Origin of the sequence: Butyricicoccus sp. AM27-36 (genome assembly GCF_003480945.1) — a bacterium.
Lineage (GTDB): Bacteria > Bacillota > Clostridia > Oscillospirales > Butyricicoccaceae > Agathobaculum > Agathobaculum butyriciproducens.
Map to the genome: position 1 here is coordinate 287,316 of NZ_QUJR01000002.1, position 21,839 is coordinate 309,154.

19 protein-coding genes and 6 tRNA genes are annotated in these 21,839 nt (G+C 57.3%); 16 read left to right on the forward strand and 9 right to left on the reverse strand.

The genetic code is table 11. From position 1 onward, the window contains the following. Nucleotides 1–2: 2 nt before the first annotated feature. The 11 genes from DW724_RS15770 (at nt 3) to panD (ending at nt 10,621) form a co-directional block, all read left to right on the forward strand. Nucleotides 3–698, forward strand: coding sequence for a type IV pilus modification PilV family protein (locus DW724_RS15770; RefSeq protein WP_202183506.1), 696 nt, complete (start codon nt 3–5; stop codon nt 696–698). An 86-nt stretch (nt 699–784) separates the two neighbouring features. Then, nucleotides 785–1,207: a prepilin-type N-terminal cleavage/methylation domain-containing protein gene (locus tag DW724_RS04960; RefSeq protein ID WP_118760838.1), complete on the forward strand. Its 423-nt coding sequence runs from the start codon at nt 785–787 to the stop codon at nt 1,205–1,207. Between the two features lie 260 nt (nt 1,208–1,467). Next, complete coding sequence (locus tag DW724_RS04965) at nt 1,468–2,235, forward strand: prepilin peptidase (RefSeq protein ID WP_118760839.1); 768 nt, start codon at nt 1,468–1,470, stop codon at nt 2,233–2,235. Between the two features lie 21 nt (nt 2,236–2,256). Next, nucleotides 2,257–3,513, forward strand: coding sequence for a type II secretion system F family protein (locus DW724_RS04970; RefSeq protein WP_118760840.1), 1,257 nt, complete (start codon nt 2,257–2,259; stop codon nt 3,511–3,513). A 41-nt stretch (nt 3,514–3,554) separates the two neighbouring features. Further along, the gene (gene pilM / locus DW724_RS04975) at nt 3,555–4,991 is read left to right on the forward strand and encodes a type IV pilus biogenesis protein PilM (RefSeq protein ID WP_118760841.1); all 1,437 of its coding nucleotides are present in this window, start codon (nt 3,555–3,557) and stop codon (nt 4,989–4,991) included. Continuing rightward, complete coding sequence (locus DW724_RS04980) at nt 4,988–5,692, forward strand: hypothetical protein (RefSeq protein ID WP_118760842.1); 705 nt, start codon at nt 4,988–4,990, stop codon at nt 5,690–5,692. The genes pilM and DW724_RS04980 overlap by 4 nt, the downstream gene beginning before the upstream one ends. After that, nucleotides 5,689–7,371 carry a GspE/PulE family protein gene (locus tag DW724_RS04985; protein ID WP_118760843.1) on the forward strand — a complete coding sequence of 561 codons (1,683 nt, stop codon included), beginning with the start codon at nt 5,689–5,691 and terminating at the stop codon, nt 7,369–7,371. Before DW724_RS04980 ends, DW724_RS04985 begins: the two co-directional genes overlap by 4 nt. Nucleotides 7,372–7,644: 273 nt before the next feature. Continuing rightward, nucleotides 7,645–8,511 carry a Rossmann-like and DUF2520 domain-containing protein gene (locus tag DW724_RS04990; RefSeq protein WP_158580216.1) on the forward strand — a complete coding sequence of 289 codons (867 nt, stop codon included), beginning with the start codon at nt 7,645–7,647 and terminating at the stop codon, nt 8,509–8,511. Further along, complete coding sequence (gene panB / locus DW724_RS04995; RefSeq protein WP_118284685.1) at nt 8,508–9,353, forward strand: 3-methyl-2-oxobutanoate hydroxymethyltransferase; 846 nt, start codon at nt 8,508–8,510, stop codon at nt 9,351–9,353. Before DW724_RS04990 ends, panB begins: the two co-directional genes overlap by 4 nt. 20 nt (nt 9,354–9,373) lie before the next feature. Beyond that, nucleotides 9,374–10,222: a pantoate--beta-alanine ligase gene (gene panC, locus DW724_RS05000; RefSeq protein ID WP_118760845.1), complete on the forward strand. Its 849-nt coding sequence runs from the start codon at nt 9,374–9,376 to the stop codon at nt 10,220–10,222. Between the two features lie 3 nt (nt 10,223–10,225). After that, complete coding sequence (panD, locus tag DW724_RS05005) at nt 10,226–10,621, forward strand: aspartate 1-decarboxylase (RefSeq protein WP_117751412.1); 396 nt, start codon at nt 10,226–10,228, stop codon at nt 10,619–10,621. A 342-nt stretch (nt 10,622–10,963) separates the two neighbouring features. On the opposite strand, the gene DW724_RS05010 is transcribed toward panD, so the two are convergent. Further along, the gene (locus tag DW724_RS05010; RefSeq protein WP_118760846.1) at nt 10,964–11,464 is read right to left on the reverse strand and encodes a DUF2798 domain-containing protein; all 501 of its coding nucleotides are present in this window, start codon (nt 11,462–11,464) and stop codon (nt 10,964–10,966) included. A 265-nt stretch (nt 11,465–11,729) separates the two neighbouring features. On the opposite strand from DW724_RS05010, the gene DW724_RS05015 reads away from it, so the two are divergent. From DW724_RS05015 to DW724_RS05025, 3 genes are all read left to right on the forward strand, one after another. Beyond that, nucleotides 11,730–14,273 carry a heavy metal translocating P-type ATPase gene (locus DW724_RS05015; RefSeq protein ID WP_118760847.1) on the forward strand — a complete coding sequence of 848 codons (2,544 nt, stop codon included), beginning with the start codon at nt 11,730–11,732 and terminating at the stop codon, nt 14,271–14,273. Further along, the gene (locus DW724_RS05020) at nt 14,270–14,536 is read left to right on the forward strand and encodes a metal-sensing transcriptional repressor (RefSeq protein WP_118478176.1); all 267 of its coding nucleotides are present in this window, start codon (nt 14,270–14,272) and stop codon (nt 14,534–14,536) included. Before DW724_RS05015 ends, DW724_RS05020 begins: the two co-directional genes overlap by 4 nt. A 543-nt stretch (nt 14,537–15,079) precedes the next feature. After that, nucleotides 15,080–15,487, forward strand: coding sequence for a hypothetical protein (locus DW724_RS05025; protein WP_118760848.1), 408 nt, complete (start codon nt 15,080–15,082; stop codon nt 15,485–15,487). A 379-nt stretch (nt 15,488–15,866) separates the two neighbouring features. Here the strand turns inward: DW724_RS05025 and DW724_RS05030 are convergent. From DW724_RS05030 to DW724_RS05055, 6 genes are all read right to left on the reverse strand, one after another. Continuing rightward, nucleotides 15,867–15,942, reverse strand: a tRNA-Val gene (locus DW724_RS05030). Between the two features lie 4 nt (nt 15,943–15,946). Beyond that, nucleotides 15,947–16,022 (reverse strand) — tRNA-Lys (locus DW724_RS05035). Between the two features lie 165 nt (nt 16,023–16,187). Beyond that, nucleotides 16,188–16,262 (reverse strand) — tRNA-Gln (locus tag DW724_RS05040). A gap of 71 nt (nt 16,263–16,333) precedes the next feature. Next, a tRNA-His gene (locus tag DW724_RS05045) sits at nt 16,334–16,410 on the reverse strand. A gap of 26 nt (nt 16,411–16,436) precedes the next feature. After that, nucleotides 16,437–16,513, reverse strand: a tRNA-Arg gene (locus DW724_RS05050). Between the two features lie 32 nt (nt 16,514–16,545). Then, nucleotides 16,546–16,619: transfer RNA gene (locus DW724_RS05055), tRNA-Gly, on the reverse strand. Between the two features lie 155 nt (nt 16,620–16,774). On the opposite strand from DW724_RS05055, the gene DW724_RS05060 reads away from it, so the two are divergent. After that, entirely contained in the window at nt 16,775–17,473 is a 699-nt protein-coding gene (locus DW724_RS05060; RefSeq protein ID WP_117751407.1) for a response regulator transcription factor, read from the forward strand. Further along, on the forward strand, nt 17,457–19,109 hold the full coding sequence (locus DW724_RS05065; protein ID WP_117751406.1) for a sensor histidine kinase: 1,653 nt from the start codon (nt 17,457–17,459) through the stop codon (nt 19,107–19,109). The genes DW724_RS05060 and DW724_RS05065 overlap by 17 nt, the downstream gene beginning before the upstream one ends. A gap of 34 nt (nt 19,110–19,143) precedes the next feature. On the opposite strand, the gene DW724_RS05070 is transcribed toward DW724_RS05065, so the two are convergent. Together DW724_RS05070 and DW724_RS05075 are read right to left on the reverse strand one after the other, a co-directional pair. Further along, nucleotides 19,144–19,398: a DUF4177 domain-containing protein gene (locus tag DW724_RS05070; RefSeq protein WP_181967608.1), complete on the reverse strand. Its 255-nt coding sequence runs from the start codon at nt 19,396–19,398 to the stop codon at nt 19,144–19,146. Between the two features lie 99 nt (nt 19,399–19,497). Further along, on the reverse strand, nt 19,498–21,780 hold the full coding sequence (locus tag DW724_RS05075; RefSeq protein WP_117751405.1) for an ATP-dependent Clp protease ATP-binding subunit: 2,283 nt from the start codon (nt 21,778–21,780) through the stop codon (nt 19,498–19,500). Nucleotides 21,781–21,839: the final 59 nt, after the last annotated feature.

Here is a 21,839-nt window from a genome sequence, read left to right on the forward strand (position 1 = left end):
GCATGAAACGCATTCGCTCAATCCTGCGCGGCCGGGAAGGCATGACACTGGTGGAACTGGTGGTCGGCGCCGGACTGCTGTGTCTGGTCATCGGCATATTCAGCGCGTCGCTGCGGCCGGCGGCCGAGGTATCGCGCCGCACGCAGGAGCTGAACAGCGCCGAGCTGATCGCGGACGACTTGCTCGAAACCGTGCGCAGCAAGGTGGAGACCGCCACGGATTACATCAAATGCTACGACAGCGGCACGGACGTGACGGATAAAACCGGCTCGTCCGAAGGCTCGGCGATCGAGTTTGGCTATGAGACCGAACAGGGATATAACGCGGCGGAGCTGCTGACGGCAGACGGCTGCGGACCAACCAAAATCGTGATTGCCGATAAGGACTCCGGTGAGCAGCCTCGAGTGGAAAAGGGTTATCTTGTCGAGCGCTATTATAAAGATGGCTACAGTCAGGATGCGGACGGCAATCCCATTGCCCGAGCCATGGCGAAAACCTACGCAGAGGGCTTTTATATGGGGCTCCGCGCCGGACTGTATTTCAAAATCGACGAAGCAAAGCACACCGTTACCGCCACCGTGACAATTTACCGCGATAAGGATTTGACCGATAAAATCTATTCGGATTCGCTCATTATCGACCTGCGGTACGATATTCCGGTGAAAACTGAGGTGACGGCAACGAAAAAGCCGGCATAACGGCAATACAATATGTGTAACTCTGCGGAGCACCGCCGCAGCTTACAGAAATAGAAAAACAAAAATAAAATTGGAGGAATAAGATCATGATGGAAAAAATGATCGCGCTGCAGCAGAAGCGCCGCAGCAAGAAGGGCGGCTTTACGCTGGTAGAGCTGATCGTGGTTCTGGTTATTCTGGCAATTCTGGCAGCGCTGCTGATTCCGGCGCTGACTGGTTATATTGATAAGGCGAAGGACAAGAAGATTGTTGCGGAGACGCGTCAGATTGTTACGGCTGCACAGACCTTGTTTGATGAAGATTATGGCGCTGGTTATGCTAACGACAAGACTACTGGTTATTCTACCGATAAAAAGGCTCAGTTTACGGAAGAAAATGTAAAGAAGCTGTCGGAAGTAAAGGATGGCAGCTTTACCATCAAGGTGGCAAATGGTAAGATCACCGAAGTTACCTATACTTTGAATAGCAAAACGTGCACCTATAATGGTACGAATTACACGGTAGCTTAATAATGCCTACCCCCACCAACCACCCCGCCCGCACCGCACCGTCTAACCACGGTGCGGTACGGTGTCCGTCGGTGGTGACCTGATTCATACCGCTGTAACGATGCGGAACGCAGTAACGGTGCCTGCGTTCGGCTTGTGGACGGTATGGCGGGTCACAGCCCCTTAACGTTTAAGTGGCTGTGACCTGTCATGCGGTTTTTGCATGGTAGATTCTATTTGTAAAAAATCATTTCAAACCAACCCAAACGAGGAGGAAACCAATGCTTTACATCGCCTATGCTGTATTATGGCTGTTACGGTTCGCATTGGGCGCATGCGTATTCAGCTTTCTCGGAGTGGTGGTATGGCGCCTGCCGCGCAGAGAGAGCGTGATGAAGGGACGCAGTCACTGTCCGGTGTGCGGGCGCACGCTGTCGGCGGCGGAGCTGATCCCGTGCCTGAGCTTTCTCCTGCAGGGCGGCAAATGCCGCGGCTGCGGTGCAAAAATCCCTGCAAGGGATTTCTGGATCGAGGTGCTCGGCGGCTTGTGCTCCTGTGCCTGTGCATATGCCTTCGGCGGCGAGAGCGCACAGGCGGCGCTGGCGTTCGTCGTGCTCGGTATTCTGACGGTCGTGGCACTCATGGACATAGACACGCTTGAAATCTACGACCGGTTTCCAGTGCTGCTGTTTGTCTGCGGCATCGCTGCGCACATACTTATCCCCAGCCTGGGGATAAAATCGCGGCTGATCGGCTGCGTGATCGTCAGCGTACCGATGCTGCTTCTGGCGCTCATCGTGCCCGGCGGCTTCGGCGGCGGTGATATCAAGCTGATGTTCGGCGCGGGCTTTTTTCTCGGCGCAAAGCTGACGGTCGTTGCCGCGTTCATCGGCATTCTGCTCGGCGGCGGCTTCGGCGCGCTGCTGCTCGCCCAAAAGAAGGCAAACCGGAAAAGCCAGTTCGCATTCGGTCCGTTTTTGTGCATCGGTATTGCGATCGCCATGTTTTTCGGAGAAACGATCGCGGACTGGTATATGGGATTATTGTAATGAATGGAGAGGAGGGTCAGCATGGCTGCATCCAACAACCACAGGCTGACCGTCACGGTCAAACCGAACAGCGGTCACACGCTGTTCCGCTACACGGCAAAGGACATAGACGGAAAGATAGTCCGCGGCACAATGGAGGCTGCGGACTATGACACGTTGTATACCCAATTACTCGCTCAGGGGCTGTATCTGCAGAGTGCGACCCGCCGCGGTGCGGCCCGCAAGCCGCGCACGCTGCGTCCGCAGGAGCTGAGCGACCTGTGCCGTCAGTTGTCCACGCTGCTGGCTTCGGGTGTCAGTCTGGTGCGCGCGCTGACGATCATCTCGCAGGATGAGGGCATCAGCGCGGGTCTGCGCCGCATTTACGAGAGTGTGCTGGGTGAAGTCCGGAAAGGCTCGAGCCTGTCTGCCGCACTCGAGGCACAGCAGGTGTTCCCGACGCTCATGCTCGGCATGATCCGCGCAGGCGAGGGCAGCGGCAAGCTGGATCAGGTCGCGGAGCGGCTCGCCATCCACTACGAGAAGGCGCACCAGATGAACCAGCAGGTCAAGTCGGCGCTCATGTACCCGATGATCCTCGCGATTCTGGCGGTCGCGGTCGTTATCGTTATCGTAACCTTCGTGCTGCCGCAGTTCAGCGATCTGTTCTCCACAATGGATTCTCTGCCGGGCGTTACGCTAGCGCTGATGGCGTTTTCCAATTTTATGGTTACCAAATGGTATCTGATGATACTGGGTGTCGCGGCAGTGGTCATGGTTATCCGCACGCTGCTGCGCATTCCGGCCGTCCGGCTGGAAATGGACCGGCGCAAGCTCAAAATGCCGGTTTTTGGTCCGCTCAATCAGGTTATCTGCACGGCGCGGTTCGCGCGAACCATCAGCAGCCTGTACTCGAGCGGTCTGCCGATCGTCACTGCACTGCAGACCGCCCGTGATACCATCGGCAACGCCTACATCGTTTCGCAGTTCGATGATGTGCTCGTGCAGGTGCGTTCGGGCGTCAGCCTGTCCGCCGCCCTCGAGAACGTAGATGGCTTTCAGCGCAAGCTGTGCAGCAGCATTGCAGTTGGCGAGGAGACCGGACGACTGGACTCCATGCTGGATTCCATCGCGGATTCGATGGAGTACGATGCACAGCAGGCGAGCAAGCGCATGATGACCATTCTGGAGCCGATGCTGATCGTGCTGATGGCGTTCGTGGTCGGCTTTATCATTATCGCAGTCATGTCGCCGATCATCGGCTCGTACAGCGCGATAGAGAGTTCGGGGAACGTATAATCTCGGAAACGTGTAAACCTCACAAAAGGGGAGAAATGAGAATGAACACAACCGTTTTGGCGCTGCAGGAGGAGCAGGTGCTTGTCGCGGTCGGCAAGTCCGGCGCGCAGCCTTCCGTGCAGGCGCTTTACAGTGCCCCCGCACACGGCGGCGGCATGGAAAACTGGGAGAAGGCGATAGGCGCACTCTGGCAGCAGCACAGGCTGCCGACCCGCGGCATCACGCTCGTCCTGCCGGATGAGGCGGTTGCCACCAAGACGATCACCGCACCGAGCATGCCGGAAAACAAGCTGGAGGAGCTTGTGCGGCACGAAATGCGTCCGCGGGAGGATCAGCTTGTGGCGGCGGACTATGTGCCGCTCGGCACAGATGCCGAAGGCCGTCAGCAGCTGTTCTGCGCTGCCTGCCGCAAGGAAACGATGGAGGAATACCTTGCAATGACCGACCGGCTCGGTCTGCGCCTGCAGAGCGTTACCGTTACCATGGCAGGACGGCTCAAGCTCCTGCATGCCATGCAGTCCATGCAGGGCAAGACCTGTATCTGGCTGTGCTTTGAGGGCAGCAGCGTGCTTTCGCTGCTGGTCGAGAACGGCGAGTACCGTTATTCCAGCCGCAGCCGTATTTTCAGTGAGCCGGGCACGGTGGATTTCGGCACCGAGATGACGAGGGATGTCTCCGGTACGATGCAGTTCCACACGGCAAGCCGCTCGGGCGGCACGCTGACCGATGTGTATTACGCCGGCTGCTCGGATGATGATTTCGAGGTGTGTCTGGCGGGTATCCGCGGTCTGGGTCTGGAAGTGAGCCGTCTGCCCGAATGCCGTGTGTTCCGCGCCCTGCCGAACGGCGAGCGGCTGAGCGACTGGCTCGGCTGCGCCGAGGCTTTGATTCGCGTGCTTCGTGCAAACAAGGAGCTGGATCTGCTCCGCAGCTATCGGCGTTTGTCCCGCGGCAGCAAAGGGCAGACCGGCCTGCTGCACAGCTTCTACACACCGATTGCGGTGTGTCTGGTGGTGTGCGCTGCGGTCTGGTGTGTGTTCCTGCAGATGAACAGCAGCCTGAGCCACAGGACCGACGACATCAACGACTGGCTGAACGATCCGACCGTGATCGAGCAGTACAACGAGGCTGCCGAAAAGCAGCAGCGCAATGACAATCTGGTGCAGGGACTGCAGCAGGTGCGCAATCTGACGGACGCGCTTGCCACCTATCCGCAGGTGGACAGCACCCTGATGAGCAAAATCGGCGCGGCAGGCGGCGCCCAGGTCAGCATGGTGCTGACCGGCTACGATGCGGCCACCGGCGCGCTGCAGTTTGATGCACAGAGCGGCAGCGTTATCGACATTCCGAGCTATGTGCTCAAGCTGCAGAAAACCGGCCTGTTCCGCAAGGTGGACTACACCGGCTATACCTATGAGGACGGCGTGTACGTTCTCAGCCTGAACTGTATCCTGCTGGGAGAGGAGGCAGCCGAATGAACATCGTTGTAACCGAACGTGATAAAAAGCTGCTCCGGCTGGTGGCATGTCTGGCGATAATCGTCATTTTCGGCATGTATCTCATCCGTCCTGCGATGAAAAATCACGAAACGCTGCAGAACGAATATGACGCCGCCGAACAGAAGCAGCAGGAATATCAGACGCAGATTGCCGCACTTGCGACGATTGACGATATTATCGCGCAGAATAAAGCCGCGCTGAACACGGCAAGCGAAAAATACTACAAGGGCGATCTGGAAACCCGTCAGATGGACGATATCATCACGGGTATCGCGCTCGAGAACGGACTGTTTCCGCAGTCGCTGACGCTGACGGAGGCCGCTCCGGGTGCGGTCAGCGCGTATCTCGCCGAGCAGGAAGCTGCACAGACGGACAGCAGTGCGGACACCTCATCCGATACGGAATCCGCCGATTCGACCGACGATACATCGGCAGCGCCGGTGCAGCCGGTCAACTGCGTTTACATCGGCACTGCGACTATCTCGGCGCAGGGCGCCGTAACCCAGTGGCTGAACTTCCTTGATGAGGTGGAGCACAGGTACAAGGGTCTGCGCGTGACCAATTTCAGTATTGCAGACTATGATTATGTGGAGAACAACACGCAGGCGGTCAGCACCAATCTGATCACCGGCACGCTGGAGATCTATATGTGTGTCAGCGACAAGGAGGCAGACGCATGAAAACCAATTTGCGTATCGGCGAAGTGCTGATGGAGCGCAATTACATCACGCAGGAGCAGATGGAGCAGGCGCTCGCCTACCAGAAGGAGCACCGTGAAAAGCGAGTCGGTCAGATCCTGATCGAGCTGGGCTTTGTCACCGAGACGCAGGTGATCGAGGCGCTGGCTGCCCGTCTGGGACTGGAGATCGTGAGCATCGGACAGATGCAGGTCGATCTGACCGCTGTCCGCATGATTCCGCGCGAGCTGGCGGAAAAGCAGAACCTGCTTGCGGTCGGCTTTGCGGACAAGAGCCTCGAGGTAGTGACGAACGATCCGCTCAACTACTTTGCCTTTGAGGAAGTGCGCCAGCTGACCGGCTGTCAGGTGGTCATCCGCCTGAGTGAAATGGGTCCGCTGCAGAGCGCGATTCGCTACTATTACGCCGAGGTCGGCGCACAGCAGGCGGCACAGACTGCCAACGAGGACTTTGCAGAGCGTAATGTGGAGATGCTGCAGGTCGAAGAAAGCGAAAGCGGTGATCCGGAAGCGCCGATCGTCAAGCTGCTCAACAGCCTGCTCGACCGTGCAATCAGCACCGGCGCGAGCGACGTGCATATCGAGCCGTTTGAGGGCAGTACGCGCGTGCGCATGCGTATCGACGGCACGATCGTCGATTATGTAACGCTGCAGCGCAGTGTGCACCAGCCGCTGATCGCGCGAATCAAGATCATGGCGAACCTCGATATTGCCGAGCGCCGCCTGCCGCAGGACGGTCATTTCCGTATCCGTGTGGGACAGAGCGAGTACGTCAACATCCGTGTATCGCTGCTGCCGACCGTGTTCGGAGAAAAGGCGGTGCTGCGAATTCTGGCAACGGCGGGTCAGGTCGATCACGCCAGCCACTTCGGCATGGACGACGAAAGCTATGCAAGGTTCCTGCCTATGCTCAACTCACCGAACGGCATTATTTATATCACCGGTCCTACCGGCTCGGGTAAGTCCACCACACTGTACATGGTGCTCGAGTACCTGTCGCACCGGCAGGTGAATATCTCCACGGTTGAGGATCCGGTGGAGAAGAACGTGCCGAGCATCAACCAGACGCAGGTCAATCCGGTTGCCGGACTGACGTTTGAGTCCGGTCTGCGCGCACTGCTGCGTCAGGATCCGGATATCATCATGGTCGGTGAGACCCGTGACGGCGAAACCGCCGGTATTTCGGTTCGTGCGGCCATCACCGGTCATCTGGTGCTGAGTACACTGCATACCAACGATGCGGTCTCGAGCATCGTCCGTCTGGCCGATATGGGCATCGACCACTATCTGATCGCAAATTCGCTGGTCGGTCTGGTCGCGCAGCGACTGATGCGCAAGGTGTGCCCGCACTGCGGCAGAGAGGTCGCAGTTACGCCGCAGGAGCAGGCGCTGCTCGGCAAGGATATCACGACCATCAAGCGCGGCACAGGCTGTGCGCATTGCAACGGCACCGGCTACCGTGGCCGTATTGCCGTGCATGAGATCGTCACGATCGACCGCAATATCCGCCGCATGATCAGCCGCGGCGCCGAAATCGAGGAGATCGAGGCCTACGCGCGGGAACAGCAGGGCATGCGCAGCCTGAAGGAAAAGGGTCTGGAACTGGTAAAACAGGGTGTTACTACACCGGAGGAGCTGCTCAGGATCGCGTATTACGCATAACCGGAAACCGCTCTGTATCTTTTGATACAGAGCGGTTTTAACGATTATGAGAAGAATTACAGAACGAAATTCGCATAAATGAACTTGCATTCACTATTGATTGACTCCCCGGAGCCGAAAACTTTTCCTTTACATTCTTATCTCAAGCGGGTATAATACCCATTGATGGATGGCATTCCGCAGAGCGGAAGCTATACCTTGTCACAACATGTTTTTCAAATTTTTCCGACAGTGATTTTACGTTGCGTCACACCACAGAAAGCGGGTGACAGCATGAACATTGGCATTGTTGGAGCAGGAAAAGTCGGCTTTTCCTTCGGCAGACTGCTTGCCGAGAAAGGCGTGCGGATATCCGGCTATTACAGCCGCAATTCCGACAGCGCAAGAGAAGCCGCAGAATTTACAAATTCCGGACACTATACCGACTTGGGCAAACTCATCGAAGATAGTGACGCGATTTTCATCACCGTTCCGGATAATGCGATCACCGAGGTGTATCGGCAGGTCGCAGAATTTGAAATTCAGGACAAGTATATATGTCATTGCAGCGGCGCCTGCACAGCCGAGGAAGCCTTTCCCGGTATTCACGCGCAGGGAGCCTATGCAATATCCATTCATCTGCTATTTCCGATCAGCAGCAAGTATAACTGCTGGCGGGAGCTGGCAGGTGCTTTTTTTTGCGTCGAGGGAGACACGCAGGCGGTCGAGGTCTTTGTGCCGCTGCTGCGCGGACTGGGACTGCAGGTGCAGACCATTTCGCCGGAGAGCAAGGCGCAGTACCACCTCAGCTGTGCGCTGGCGAGCAACTTTGTCTGTGCACTCGTGCAGCGCAGCGCAGAGCTGCTGAGCGGCTGCGGATTCTCCGAAACGGATGCACTGCACGCGCTTGCGCCGCTCATGCGGAGCAATCTGGCGCATGTAATCGAGCACGGTGCCGTCTCAGCGCTGACCGGACCCATTGAGCGCGGCGACACGCAGACGGTAAAAAAGCATCTGTCCTGCCTGACTGAAAAGTACGACCGGCAGCTTTATGCGCTGCTGGGACTCGAACAGGTCAAAATGGCACAGGAAAAACATTCTGAGCAGGATTACGGCACGCTCGCCGCCCTGCTGAACAGGGAAAAGGAGCAGAAAGAATGAAGAACACAGTGAGTACATTTCTCTCGATGAAGCAGAACGGCGAACGCCTCACCGAGATCACCAGCTACGATTACACGACCGCCAAGCTGGTGGAAAAAGCGGGCATCAACGCCATTCTGGTGGGCGATTCGCTCGGCATGACCATGATGGGTTATGACACGACCCTGCCGGTGACGATGGAGGACATGATCCACCACAGCGCGTGTGTAGTCCGCGCGTGCGAGAACACCATGGTCATCATGGATATGCCGTTCATGAGCTATCAGGCCTCGGTTTCCGAAGCCGTGCGCAACGCAGGCCGACTGATGAAGGAGGCGCGCGGCCACGCCGTCAAGCTGGAGGGCGGCGCAGCCGTTGCCGAGCAGATTCGCGCCATTACGGATTCTGGCATTCCGGTGCAGGCACATATCGGCATGACGCCGCAGAGCGTCAACGTGTTCGGCGGCTTTAAGGTACAGGGCAAGGGCGAGGATGCGGCAAAGCGGCTGCTCGAGGATGCCTTTACCGTACAGGAGGCCGGTGCATTTTCGGTCGTGCTCGAGTGCGTACCGCCCAAGCTGGCGGCGCTCATCTCGAAAAAGCTGACCATCCCGACTATCGGCATCGGTGCGGGCGCAGGCTGTGACGGACAGGTATTGGTTTATCAGGATATGCTCGGCATGAACATGGACTTTACGCCCAAGTTCGCCAAGCAGTTCGACAATATCGGTGAGCGCATGGTGGACGCGTTCCGCGCTTACATGAACGAGGTGCAGAACGGCACGTTCCCGACCGAAAAGCAGAGCTTTGTCAAGTCCGACTGCAGCGATGAATATCTCGCCAAACTCGACGCTGAATTTTGAGAGAAACAGGAGCATATACAATGAAAATCGCAACAACCATCGCAGAAGTACGCGCACAGGTGCGCGAGTGGAAACAGCAGGGTCTGACCGTCGGTCTGGTGCCGACCATGGGCTATCTGCATGAAGGACACGCCAGTCTGGTCAAAACGTCCGTGCAGCAGTGCGACCGCACGGTAGCGTCCGTGTTCCTCAATCCGACCCAGTTCGGTCCGGGTGAGGATCTGGAGACCTATCCGCGTGATTTCGAGCACGACTGTGCACTGCTGACCGAGTGCGGCTGTGACATGGTGTTCCATCCTGAGGTGTCCGAGATGTACCCGGACGGCTTTGCCACCTTTGTTGAGGTGCAGTCCGAAATGCCGCGCCAGCTGTGCGGCAAGACCCGTCCGATTCATTTCCGCGGCGTGTGCACGGTCGTTTCCAAGCTGTTCAACATCGTAACGCCGGATAAGGCGTTCTTCGGTCAGAAGGACGCACAGCAGCTGGCGATCATCCGCCGCATGGTGCTCGACCTGTCCATGGGTATTGAGATCGTCGGCTGCCCGATCATCCGTGAGGCGGACGGTCTGGCGAAGTCCTCGCGCAATACCTATCTGAGCGCAGAGGAGCGCAAGGCGGCACTCGTGCTGTCGCGCGCTGTAAAGCTCGGTCAGGAGCTGGTCCGGAACGGCGAGAAGAACGCGGATAAGGTCGTGGATGCCATGCGTGCGCTTATCGAGCAGGAGCCGCTCGCGCGTATTGATTACGTTTCCGCAGTGGACGGTCTGACCATGCTGCCGGTGCATGAGATCAACGGCGGCGAACTGGTCGCTATGGCGGTCTATATCGGCAAAACACGCCTGATCGACAACTTTTCGGTGGAGGGTTAAGCCATGACAGTACAGATGCTCAAGGGTAAAATTCACCGTGCAACGGTCAAGCAGGCTGAACTGAACTACGTCGGCTCGATTACCGTTGATGCCGATCTGCTGGATGCGGCCGGTATTTACGAATATGAGAAGGTTGCCATCGTGGATATTGAGAACGGCAACCGCTTTGAGACCTATACGATCGCCGGTGAGCGCGGCAGCGGCATGATCTGCCTGAACGGCGCCGCAGCGCGCTGTGTCAGCGTCGGTGATAAGGTCATTCTGATGGCGTACGCGCAGCTGACGCCGGAGGAGGTCAAGAACGGCTATGCTCCGCAGGTCGTGTTTGTGGATGAGGAAAATAAGATCGTCCGCACCACTACCTATGAGAAGCATGGTCTGCTCAAGGATATGGCGTAATGAAAAAGGAGAACCCGGGGGGTTCTCCTTTTTCATTGGTGCAGAGTTTGGGTAAGGTAGGAGTTGACGAATAGGTAAAATTCGCAGGTGCCGTCCGTCACAACGCGCAAACAAGTTGTGCGGCACTGTCATCCCTCAGGGGACTTTCTCTTGCCCTTCGGGCAGCTCACCTTATGCGCCCGCGCGGCGTCAGAGCACGTCCCCGCGCTCCGCAGAGCGCAGCTCTCCGTTGAGATTAAGCGAAAACCTTCTCGCCCGGAAAGGGCGTATTGCTAACGCAACTCGTGTGTCCCGCAAAACCGGTGCCGAGTAAACCGGCAAATCAAAATTATCGATTGAAGATTAAACCGACTCCATCTCCGCCGCAGAGGACTTGTCTGCGTTCTCCCGGAACAGCAGACCGAAAATGCGGCGCACCAGCGGACCGGCTGCAAAGAACTGCCACAGCAGCGCCATCGGGAAGTTCATAACGGTGGTTTGCACCCAGATTGCAAAGAACTGTGCGTTATGGCTGTCCTTGAACAGCAGGGTGGCAAAGAAGCTCATGCACGGGCACATCAGCCATACGGATGCAGCCGAGATAGCAAGCATAATGCTGGTTCGGCTGGCTTCACGCGGGTTGACAAGACGGAATGCGACCTTCATCGCCAGCTTGCCGACAAACACCAGCTCGAGCAGAATTGCGATAACAGTCATGATCGGCCACTCGTGGAATACCGCGAGGAATACCCAGTTCTGCATGGAACCGGTGTTCAGCACGATGTTGTACGCTACCATGCCGTATACCATGACAGAAGCCATAATAATGGTGTAAATAACGTCCTGAAATTTGTTTTTTGGCATTTTGTTTTCTCCTTTTTGTGTATGTGAATATTTTTTGATAACGAATAGAAATGCAGCTGAACGCAAAAAAATAGGACGAAGTAAACTTTCGTCTACTTCGTCCTATGGACTACTTCAACTACCATTAATTATAGATATCATACCATATTTTGTGGGTGTTCGTCAAGGCTAACTTCGTTCTTGACAATACTGTTCCCTGGGTGTATACTTTGTCTGTAAATAGAACCCCCTCCCGCAGGGGAGGGGTACAGATAGGAGATGCGATATGAAACAACGGTTTCGGGTGGGCGGCATGAGCTGCGCGGCCTGCTCCGCCCATGTGGAGAAAAGCGTCTCGGCGGTGCCGGGTGTCAGCGGCGTGCAGGTAAATCTGCTCGCCGGCAGCATGGCGGTCGAGTACGACGAAAACGCGTGCGACGCACAGACGATTATAAAGGCGGTCGAGTCCGGCGGCTACACGGCTGCGGTGGACGACGGCAGGCAGACCTCGGCTCCGGCGCAAAGCCCGCAGGCGGACGAGGCGCTGAAGGAAATGAAGACCCGCATTATCGTTTCGGCGGTGTTCATGGTCGTTTTGATGTACTTCTCGATGGGGGAGATGGTCGGGCTGCCGCTGCCGTCCTATGCGGCAGGTATGGACGGCATGTTCAATCTGGCGCTCACGGAGCTGATCCTCACGCTGCCGATTGTCATTATCAATCGCAAATATTATATCAACGGCTTCAAAACGCTGCTGCATCGTGCCCCGACTATGGACGCACTCATCGCCGTCGGCTCGGGTGCGGCGCTCGTGTACGGCATTTACGCGCTGATTCAAATCGCGCTCGCGCCCACGCCTGAGGCAGCCCACAGCTTTATGCACGACCTGTATTTTGAGTCCGCAGGCATGATTTTGACGCTGGTAACGCTCGGCAAGTTCTTTGAAGCGCGTGCCAAGCGCAAGACCGGCGAAGCCATTGCGGCTTTGATGGACCTGCGTCCGCAGACCGCCGAGGTCATCCGTGGCGGTCAGACCATGCAGCTGCCGATTGAGCAGGTACAGGTTGGCGATCTCGTTATCGTGCGCGGCGGTCAGTCCGTGCCGGTTGACGGCGAGATCACCGAGGGCAGCGCGTATCTGGACGAAAGCGCCATCACCGGCGAGAGCATGCCGGTCGAAAAGCATGTCGGCGATACCGTGATCGGTGCTACCGTGTCCAAGAGTGGCTATGTTGTCATGAAGGCATTGCGTGTCGGCGACGATACGACCCTGAGCCAGATTATCCGTCTGGTAGAGGAGGCAGGCGCGTCCAAGGCGCCGATCGCCAAGCTGGCGGATAAGGTGGCGGGTGTGTTCGTGCCGGTCGTTATGGGTATTGCGCTCGTGACGGCAATCATCTGGCTGCTGGCCGGCGAAACGCCGAGCTTTGCGCTCACACGCGCGATTTCGGTTCTGGTCATCTCGTGCCCGTGCGCACTGGGACTGGCAACGCCGGTCGCTATCATGGTCGGCACAGGTGTCGGCGCGAAAAACGGCGTGCTGTTCCAGTCGGCGGAGGCGCTCGAGAATCTGCACAACGTAAACGCAGTTATTATGGATAAGACCGGCACCGTAACCGAAGGACGTCCGGTCGTAACCGACGTAAAATCCTTTGGCGTGGAGACGGCTGACCTGCTCTCGCTAGCGCTGTCGCTCGAGAGCCGCAGCGACCATCCGCTGGCGGACGCCATTGTGCGCTATGCGCGCGAGAAGAATGCGCAGGAGCGTTCGGTAACCGACTTTGAGATGCTCGAGGGGCAGGGCATTCGCGCATCCGTGGACGGCGTGCCGTGCTTTGCGGGCAACCGCCGCATGCTGCTCGCCAACGGTCTCGCGCTGTCCGGCTCAATGCAGAAGCTGGGCGATGAGTTTGCCGCAGCAGGCAAAACGCCGCTGTTTTTCGCGGCAAACCGTCAGATTGTCGGCATTTTTGCGGTCGCTGATGTACTCAAGCCGACCAGCAAGGCGGCAGTCGAAGCGCTGCGCAGCATGCACATCGACGTAACGCTGCTCACCGGCGACAATAAGAAAACCGCCCAGTCTATCGCGTCCGAGCTTGGCGTGACCGATGTGATCGCTGAGGTGCTCCCGCAGGACAAGGAGCGCATCGTGCGCGAAAAGCAGGGCAAGAATCGCAAGGTTGCCATGATCGGTGACGGCATCAACGATGCACCGGCGCTTGCGCGTGCCGATGTCGGCATTGCGATTGGTGCAGGCACGGACGTGGCTATCTCGTCTGCTGACGTTGTGCTGATGAAGAGCGACCTGATGGACGCGGTGGACGCCATCCGGCTGTCGCGCCGGACCATGCGCAACATTCGCCAGAACCTGTTCTGGGCGTTCTTCTACAACTGCATCGGCATTCCGATTGCGGCGGGTCTGCTGTGGGTGCCGTTCGGCATCAAGCTCAGTCCGATGATCGGCGCGGCGGCAATGAGCCTTTCGTCCGTCTGCGTGGTATCCAACGCGCTGCGCCTGCGCTTTTTCAGCGCAACACCGAGAAAAACGGCGGGGACGCCTGCTGTTTTGCCCATAAGCGGCGAAAAGCCGCTTACGGCACATAAAAAGGAGGAAAATGTTATGGAAAAGACAATCAAGGTTGATGGCATGATGTGTCAGCACTGCGTGGCACATGTCAAAAAGGCACTCGAGGGTGCGGCAGCCGGCTGTGATGTTGCGGTCGATCTGGATGCAGGCAAGGCAGTTGTTTCGGGCAAAACGCTGCCGGAGGATGCCGTTCTGACCGCAGCCGTCACCGAGGCGGGCTATGAGGTGGTTGACATCAAATGATGGCAGATCGTAAAAAGGTCGAGCCGCTGCTCAAAACCGCGCGCGGGCAGATCGACGGCGTGCTCAAAATGATCGAGGACAACCGCTACTGCATGGATATTATGATGCAGCTGCAGGCGGTTGAATCGCTGGTGCATAAGGCGCAGAGAGAGGTTCTTCGCGGACACCTTTCCGGCTGCGTGCAGGATGCGTTTGAGACCGGAGATCAGAACGAGCGTGAGCAGAAGATCGCAGAGATCATCAAGCTGCTGGATAAAGCGTAAGCGGAAGGACGTGCCAAAAGGCACGTCCTTTTTGCTTGAAAACTGAAGATTTGTGCAGTTTCCGCAATCAGAAACTGCGGTATGATCGAAATCGGTGCCGACACGGTTATCAAGAACAACGGCAGCAAAACTCAGTATGGCGGCGGTATTCGCAATTAAGGTGAAATTACTGTTTCTGCTGGTGCACAGCTGTATAACAACCATGCAGATACTGCAGGCGACGATATTTACAGCGTAACAGATACCTATGAACCTTCGCTCACTTTTACACCTGTCGGCAAGGACTGGGTACTGGACGACTGCAACGACCCGATCGTAGGCTGGTATCACGACGGCAAGGAAAAGCTGACGGACAATGCCTACAAGCGCTGGAACGGTGATGGTGAAGGCGATGCCTACTACGCTGATGAATACACGGTTAGCGAAGAGGCTGTTTCCGATGCACTGGCACTCAAGGCTGCACACGGTCAGTTCTGCAGCGTAACCTACGAAGTAACCGGCGACATTCCGTCTGATGCAGGCGCAGTTCCGGCGGCAGCCAAGGTGAAGAAGGGCGGCAGCTACACCGTCGCACCGGTACAGACCACCTCGCAGAGCCGCTACACGTTCAGCGGCTGGCGCAGGGAGGACACCAATGAAATCGTAACTGTGATTGAGAAAATCGACAAGGACATCAAGCTGATCGGCGTATGGACCCGCAGATCGTCCGGCGGTGGCGGCGGCAGCAGCAAGCCGACCGTTGACATTCCGGATGATGTACCGACCTCGGCGCACCTTGTGGGGCAGATTGTACTAATTGTTAGATTCGCAGGTGTTGTCCATCGCCACCAGACCGACGAGTTGTGCAGCACTGTTATCACCCAGGACCTCTCTCTTGCTCTTCGGCGATTCACCTCGTGTCGCGCTTGCGGTATCGCCTTAACCGTATGTGTAGCAGTACGCTGTCTGTGAACTGCGAATATTTCACGAAAGACACTCGACGGTAACCGACTGCCGTTCCCCATTTCGGAGCGGTCGCCGGTCTCTGGTCTGCGCCAGACTAACAAACAAGGGAAAGGGATGAAAATCAGAGGGTGGAAACCGTAGGTGTCTACCCTCTTGTGCCCCTGCCGGGTAGGCACATCCCCGCTGAATCTCAGCGAAAAACATCCAGTCCGTTAGGGACGAATACGCTTACGCAGTTCGAGTACTCCGCTCAGCCGGTGCTGAAAAAGCTGCCGCCCGGACAGGGCGTAGCGCATACGCGCCTCGTGTGCCAAGCAAAACCGGTGTCGAGAATGGCCTCTGCTAAAGATAAAAAGAAAAAGCACTTACTTTCGTAAGTGCTTGATGGTGGAAGTTACAGGGCTCGAACCTGTGACCCTCTGCTTGTAAGGCAGATGCTCTCCCAGCTGAGCTAAACTTCCATTTTGGTGACCCAGCGGGGATTCGAACCCCGGACACCCTGCTTAAAAGGCAGGTGCTCTGCCGACTGAGCTACTGGGTCAGGTCAAAAAAGTTTTGCGCTGAGTATGAAATTAAGTCGTATGCCGTAATGGCAGGGACAGCTGGATTCGCTTTTGCTGCGGCAAAAGCCATGGCGGTTACAATATGCCACCGGCATATTGCCAAGAGCCGCCTTTCGAATCCAAGGATTCAAAATCTGCCATAATGGCAGGGACGGCTGGATTCGAACCAGCGAATGTCGGCGTCAAAGGCCGATGCCTTACCGCTTGGCGACGCCCCCGTATTCGTTTGCTCGAAACAGCGTTACCCTAAAGATAACGCGCTGCGTTCGCAGCGCGTCACAGGGTTATATGGGGTGGGTAAAGGGACTCGAACCCTCGACCCTCGGAACCACAATCCGATGCTCTAACCAACTGAGCTATACCCACCATATAAAGTTTGCAGCCGACGGAAATGGCACGCCAGGAGGGATTCGAACCCCCGGCCTACTGCTTAGAAGGCAGTTGCTCTATCCGGCTGAGCTACTGGCGCATATCAATTCCGACAAACCCATTCGAAGAAAATGGAGCGGGTGATGGGAATCGAACCCACGTGTTCAGCTTGGAAGGCTGACATTCTACCATTGAACTACACCCGCGGGTCTTTCTGACGCTCATTTAGTATATCAATAAAATCCCATAATGTCAACATCTTTTTTCAAATTTTTTTGAAAAACTTTTTTCGGCCAAATTTACAAAGAACATCAAAAGGGCAGACGGTCATGCTATACTGTAATCAAAGGAGGGAGAGAGCATGAAAGCAACGATCTTACTGGCTGAGGATGAGCAGGCCATGCGGGAGGTGCTGACCGACTACTTCACCGCAAAGAGCGGCGGCGATTTCAAGGTCGTGCCTGCGCCGGACGGCGACACGGCGCTGCACTTAATCGAAACCCGGCGGTTCGACCTGCTGCTGCTCGACATCATGCTGCCGGGCACGGATGGCTTCGCGCTGTGCCGCGCAGCACGGCAGCAGGGAGACGCGCCCATTCTGTTCGTCACGGCGCGCGAGGACGAGCAGGACAAGCTGCACGGCTACGGCCTCGGTGCGGACGATTATGTGGTCAAGCCGTTTTCGCTGGCGGTGTTGTACGCCAAGGCACTGGCGCTCCTGCGGCGGGCGCGGGGTCTCAATGCCGGGAATACGCTGACAGCGGGTTTCCTGTCACTTGACCCGGAACGGGGGATTGTCACAGCGGACGGCAGGCGCATCGACCTGCCGCCCAAGGAATTTGCTTTGCTGCGGGCGCTGATGGAGCGCAAAAACCGCGTGCTGACCCGGGACGAGCTGCTTAATCTTGCGTGGGGCTGGGATTTTGACGGCACGGACCGCGTGATCGACGGGCACATCAAAAAGCTGCGCCGAGCACTCGGTCCGCATGCGGACTGTATCAAAACCGTGGTAAAGCGCGGCTACAAGCTGGAGGTGGACGGAGATGAAAACCAAACGTAGAACCTTTTGGAGCTTTTTCACACGAATCGGCGCGGGCTTCCTTGCATTCTGGCTGGCAGTGATGGCGGTGTTCACCGTCCTGCTGTCGCAGCAGCGTGCAAAGCTCATGCTGGCGGAAATGGAAAGCAAATCGGACAAGCTGATGGGAGAGGATACCGATTTTTTGCTTGATCCCTCGAGCTATGACACGACGGACGAGACGGAACTGCGCAGACGATTGAGCAAGCCGGTATTCATAGCGGACAGCGCAGACCCGCCCAATCTGCAGATCATCGAGACCGCTATCACCGACCTGAAATCCGGCAAAGTTCTGCAAAGCAACCGCTGGTGGCTTGAGTTGATCGAGGGAGACAACCTGTACCGCGTGGATATGAGCGGTCAGCCGCGCGAGGTGTGCGAGGCGGTTCTTGCGGGTGCGGGCACAGGCGAGTCGAAAATAGAATCGCTGCCGAAGATGACCTTTGAGGCGTGGGCGGACAGCGTGCCCGGATACCGCGATGACGCCTATCTGAAATCCATCACGATCGAGCCGACCAAGAGCGGCACTTGGGAGCCGACCGGAGAGGTGCGCACGATTGAATGCGCATATGACGCGGAGCAGGTGAAAGGTCTGACGCTGAAAACCATGAGTTGTAGTCGCTTGGTGTGCCCCGGACCGAACGGCGCCACGACCGAACAGATTGCGGAATCCCTGTCCTCGCCCGCGCGGCAGGCGCTGCGGGAATGGGCAGAATACCCGAGCCGCACAAACAGCAGCCAAACGGTCGAGAAGCTGTGGCTCGTGCGAACGTACCGGCGGACGATCAGATATTGTCCGTTTGCGGAAAGCGGCGCTGTGCTGGTGTCCTATGCGGCGGAAGGATATCCGCTCAAAGCCTTGCTGCCGGTACTGATTCCCGTATGGGCGTTCAGTCTGGTGCTGGCGCTATTCTGCGCGGCAGTGCTGTCCGGTGCGCAGCTGCGCGTCTGGCGCAAACAGGAGCGTGTAGAGCGGGTACGCCGTGAAACGACTGCCGCACTCGCACACGAGCTGAAAACGCCGCTCTCCGTGCTCAGCGCCACCGCAGAGCTGCTCGGTGATAACCTTGCACCGGAAAAGCAGGCACACTATCTGGGTGTCATTCAGCAGCAGGCGCAGCGGATGGACGGCAGTGTGCGGCAGATGCTCGAACTGTCAAGACTGGAGACCGGCGCAAAGGCTTTGCGGCGAACTGCGTTCTCTCTGGCAGAATTGGCGCAGGAGCGCCTGCAGGCGGCTCTGCCGGCCGATTCCACCATCCGCACCGAATTTGCAGCACAGGACAAATTTGAGGTCAATGCAGACAGGGCACTGCTTGCGCGGGCACTGGACGCACTGCTCGAGAACGCCGTGCAGCACACGCCGGAGGGCGGCTGCATCATGGTGTACCTCGCAGACGGTGTGCTCTCGGTGACAAACACCGGCGAAGCCATTCCGGCGGACGCGCTGCCGCGGCTGTGGGAAGCGTATTATCAGGCCGATCCGTCGCGTAGCGCAAAAGGCGACGGACTGGGACTGTCCATCGCGAAAACCGTGTTCGATCTGCATGGCTTCACCTGCGGAGCGGAGAATACCGAAATTGGACCGAAGTTCTGGTTCCGATTTGCCGATAAATAACAAAAAACCGCTCGAAAGAGCGGTTTTTGCTTTGTTAAATAACCTTTTCGAATACCATGGTTGCCTGAATGCGGTCGCCGCCCATCAGACCCTTGCTGCCGCCGTTCGATGTAGTAATCGTGTGCAGGCGATAACCCTTTTGCGCTTGATGGTTAATCGCTTCTTCCAGTTCGGTCAGGTTGCCGGAACCGGTGCCGAGAAATTTTTCCTTCAAAGTAACTTGCAGGACAACGTAATGATAGTCCTTGCCGGATGCGGTGGAGAAAGTCGAGGAATCGCTGAAATCCATAAATAACACCTCCAGTAATTTACACGATTATATCGTATTCGACAGAGATTGTCAATCTGCGTGCAAAAGAAAACCGCCTGTTCAGGCGGTTTTCGCGTGTTAGATGGTATCCAGTTTTACCTTGCCGTCCACAGCGGACAGGTGAGCGCCCATCAGCGGCTTATCACCGGTGACGATGGCGGTGGCCAGCGGATTTTCGATCTCTTTTTCAATCAGGCGGCGCAGATTGCGGGCGCCGTACTTGACCGAGTAGGACTTCTCGGTGAGCAGGCCGAGCAGGCTGTCATCCCACGTCAGGCGGATATCCTTGTCGGCCAGCGTGGTGCGCAGCTCACCGAGCATGATCTCAGCGATATGGCGGAAGTTATCCTCGGACAGCTGGTTGAACGCGATAATCTCGTCAATGCGGTTGAGAAACTCCGGACGCATGATTTCTTCAAGAGCCTTCATCACGCGGTCCTTGCTCATCTGAGACACGGTGCGGCCGAAGCCTGCAGGCGTGTTATTGGACTGCGAACCGGCGTTCGAGGTCATGACGATAACCGTGTTCTCGAAGCTGACAACGCGGCCCTGCGCGTCGGTCAGACGGCCGTCATCCAGAATCTGCAGCAGAGAATTGAGCACATCCGGATGCGCCTTCTCAATCTCGTCGAACAGAACGACAGAGTACGGACGGCGGCGAATCTTCTCGGTCAGCTGACCGGCTTCATCGTAGCCGACGTATCCCGGAGGGGAACCAATCAGGCGGGAAACCGTGTGCTTTTCCATATATTCGGACATATCAAGACGCACAAGCGCATCCGGTGAGTCGAACAGGTCGAGAGCAAGCTGCTTGACCAGCTCGGTCTTGCCGACGCCGGTCGGGCCGACGAACAGGAAGGATGCCGGCTTGAGCTTGGGACTGATGCCCGCGCGGTTGCGGCGGATGGACGCGCAGACCGCGTCTACGGCTTCGTCCTGACCGATAACATGCGATTTCAGGCGGGATTCCATATCGCGCAGGCGTGCGGACTCCTGCGCCGCTACCTTGGATGCCGGAATGCCGGTCCAGATTTCGATCACCTCAGCCAGAAGCTGTTCGTCAACCTGCGGTGCAGGCTTGGTCAGCAGCTCGTGCAGCTGTGCTTCCACCTGCAGAATGCGGCTGCGGCAGGTGGCGATCTTGGCGTAGGTCTCCTCCTCCTCGGCGCGGGCAGAGGACTGGGTCAGCTCGTCAAGCTGTGCCTGCAGGCGCTCAAGCTCGTTCTGAAGCTCGGGAATCTCGGACAGCTGCGGAGAATCCAGATTGAGGCGCGAGCAGGCTTCGTCGATCAGGTCGATGGCCTTATCCGGTAGAAAACGGTCGGTGATATAGCGTTCGCTCATCTCAGCGGCACGGCGGCACATCTCATCGGAAACAGTAACGCCGTGGAAGGTCTCGTAGTACGAGCGGATGCCCTTCAAAATCTCGGTGGTCTCGGCAACAGACGGCTCACCGATGTAGACCGGCTGGAAACGGCGCTCGAGCGCAGCGTCCTTCTCGATATACTTGCGGTACTCCTTGAGCGTGGTCGCGCCGATCACCTGAATGTCTCCGCGGGCAAGGGCAGGCTTGAGGATGTTTGCGGCGTTCATCGAGCCTTCGGAATCGCCGGTGCCGACAATGTTGTGCACCTCGTCGATGACAAGGATGATGTTGCCGATACGCTTTACCTCGTCGATCAGGCCCTTCATGCGGCTCTCAAACTGGCCGCGGAACTGCGTGCCCGCCACGAGAGCGGTCAGATCGAGCAGATGGACCTCCTTGTTGCGCATCTTGAACGGAATGCGGCCCTCGTTGATGCGGACTGCCAGACCCTCGGCAACGGCGGTCTTGCCGACACCGGGTTCGCCGATCAGGCATGGGTTATTCTTCTGGCGGCGGTTCAGAATCTGAATGACGCGGTCGGTCTCGCGGTCGCGGCCCACGATGTGGTCAATGCGGCCTTCTGCGGCCTTTTGGGTCAGGTTCTCGCAGTAATTGTTCAGATATTTGCGCTTTTTGTCCTCCTTGCGGGAAGAACGGGTACGGGTCTCCTCCTGAGAGCCGCCTGCGGGCTGCCCCGGCAGAGTGCCGGCAGCGACCGGGTCGGTCTCGTGGGGTGCGTCGTCGTCCGTGCCGTCCGAACCGGCGGGAACCAGGTCGTTCAGGTCGGACAGGGAGCCGATCTCACCGGAGAGCGCTTCGAGGTCGTCCTCGGTGATACCCATTTGCTCCATGATGTTGTCGAGCGGCTTGACACCCAGTTCGCGTGCACACTTGAGGCACAGACCCTCCTGGGTGGTCTTATCCGGTCCCTCGATTTTGGTGATGAACACCACCGCGATGTTTTTCTTGCACCGCGAGCACATTGGCATATTCATAGGTTAAACTCCTTTAGGGAATGGAAAATTGAAAATGGAAAATGGAGAATTAAGGTGTT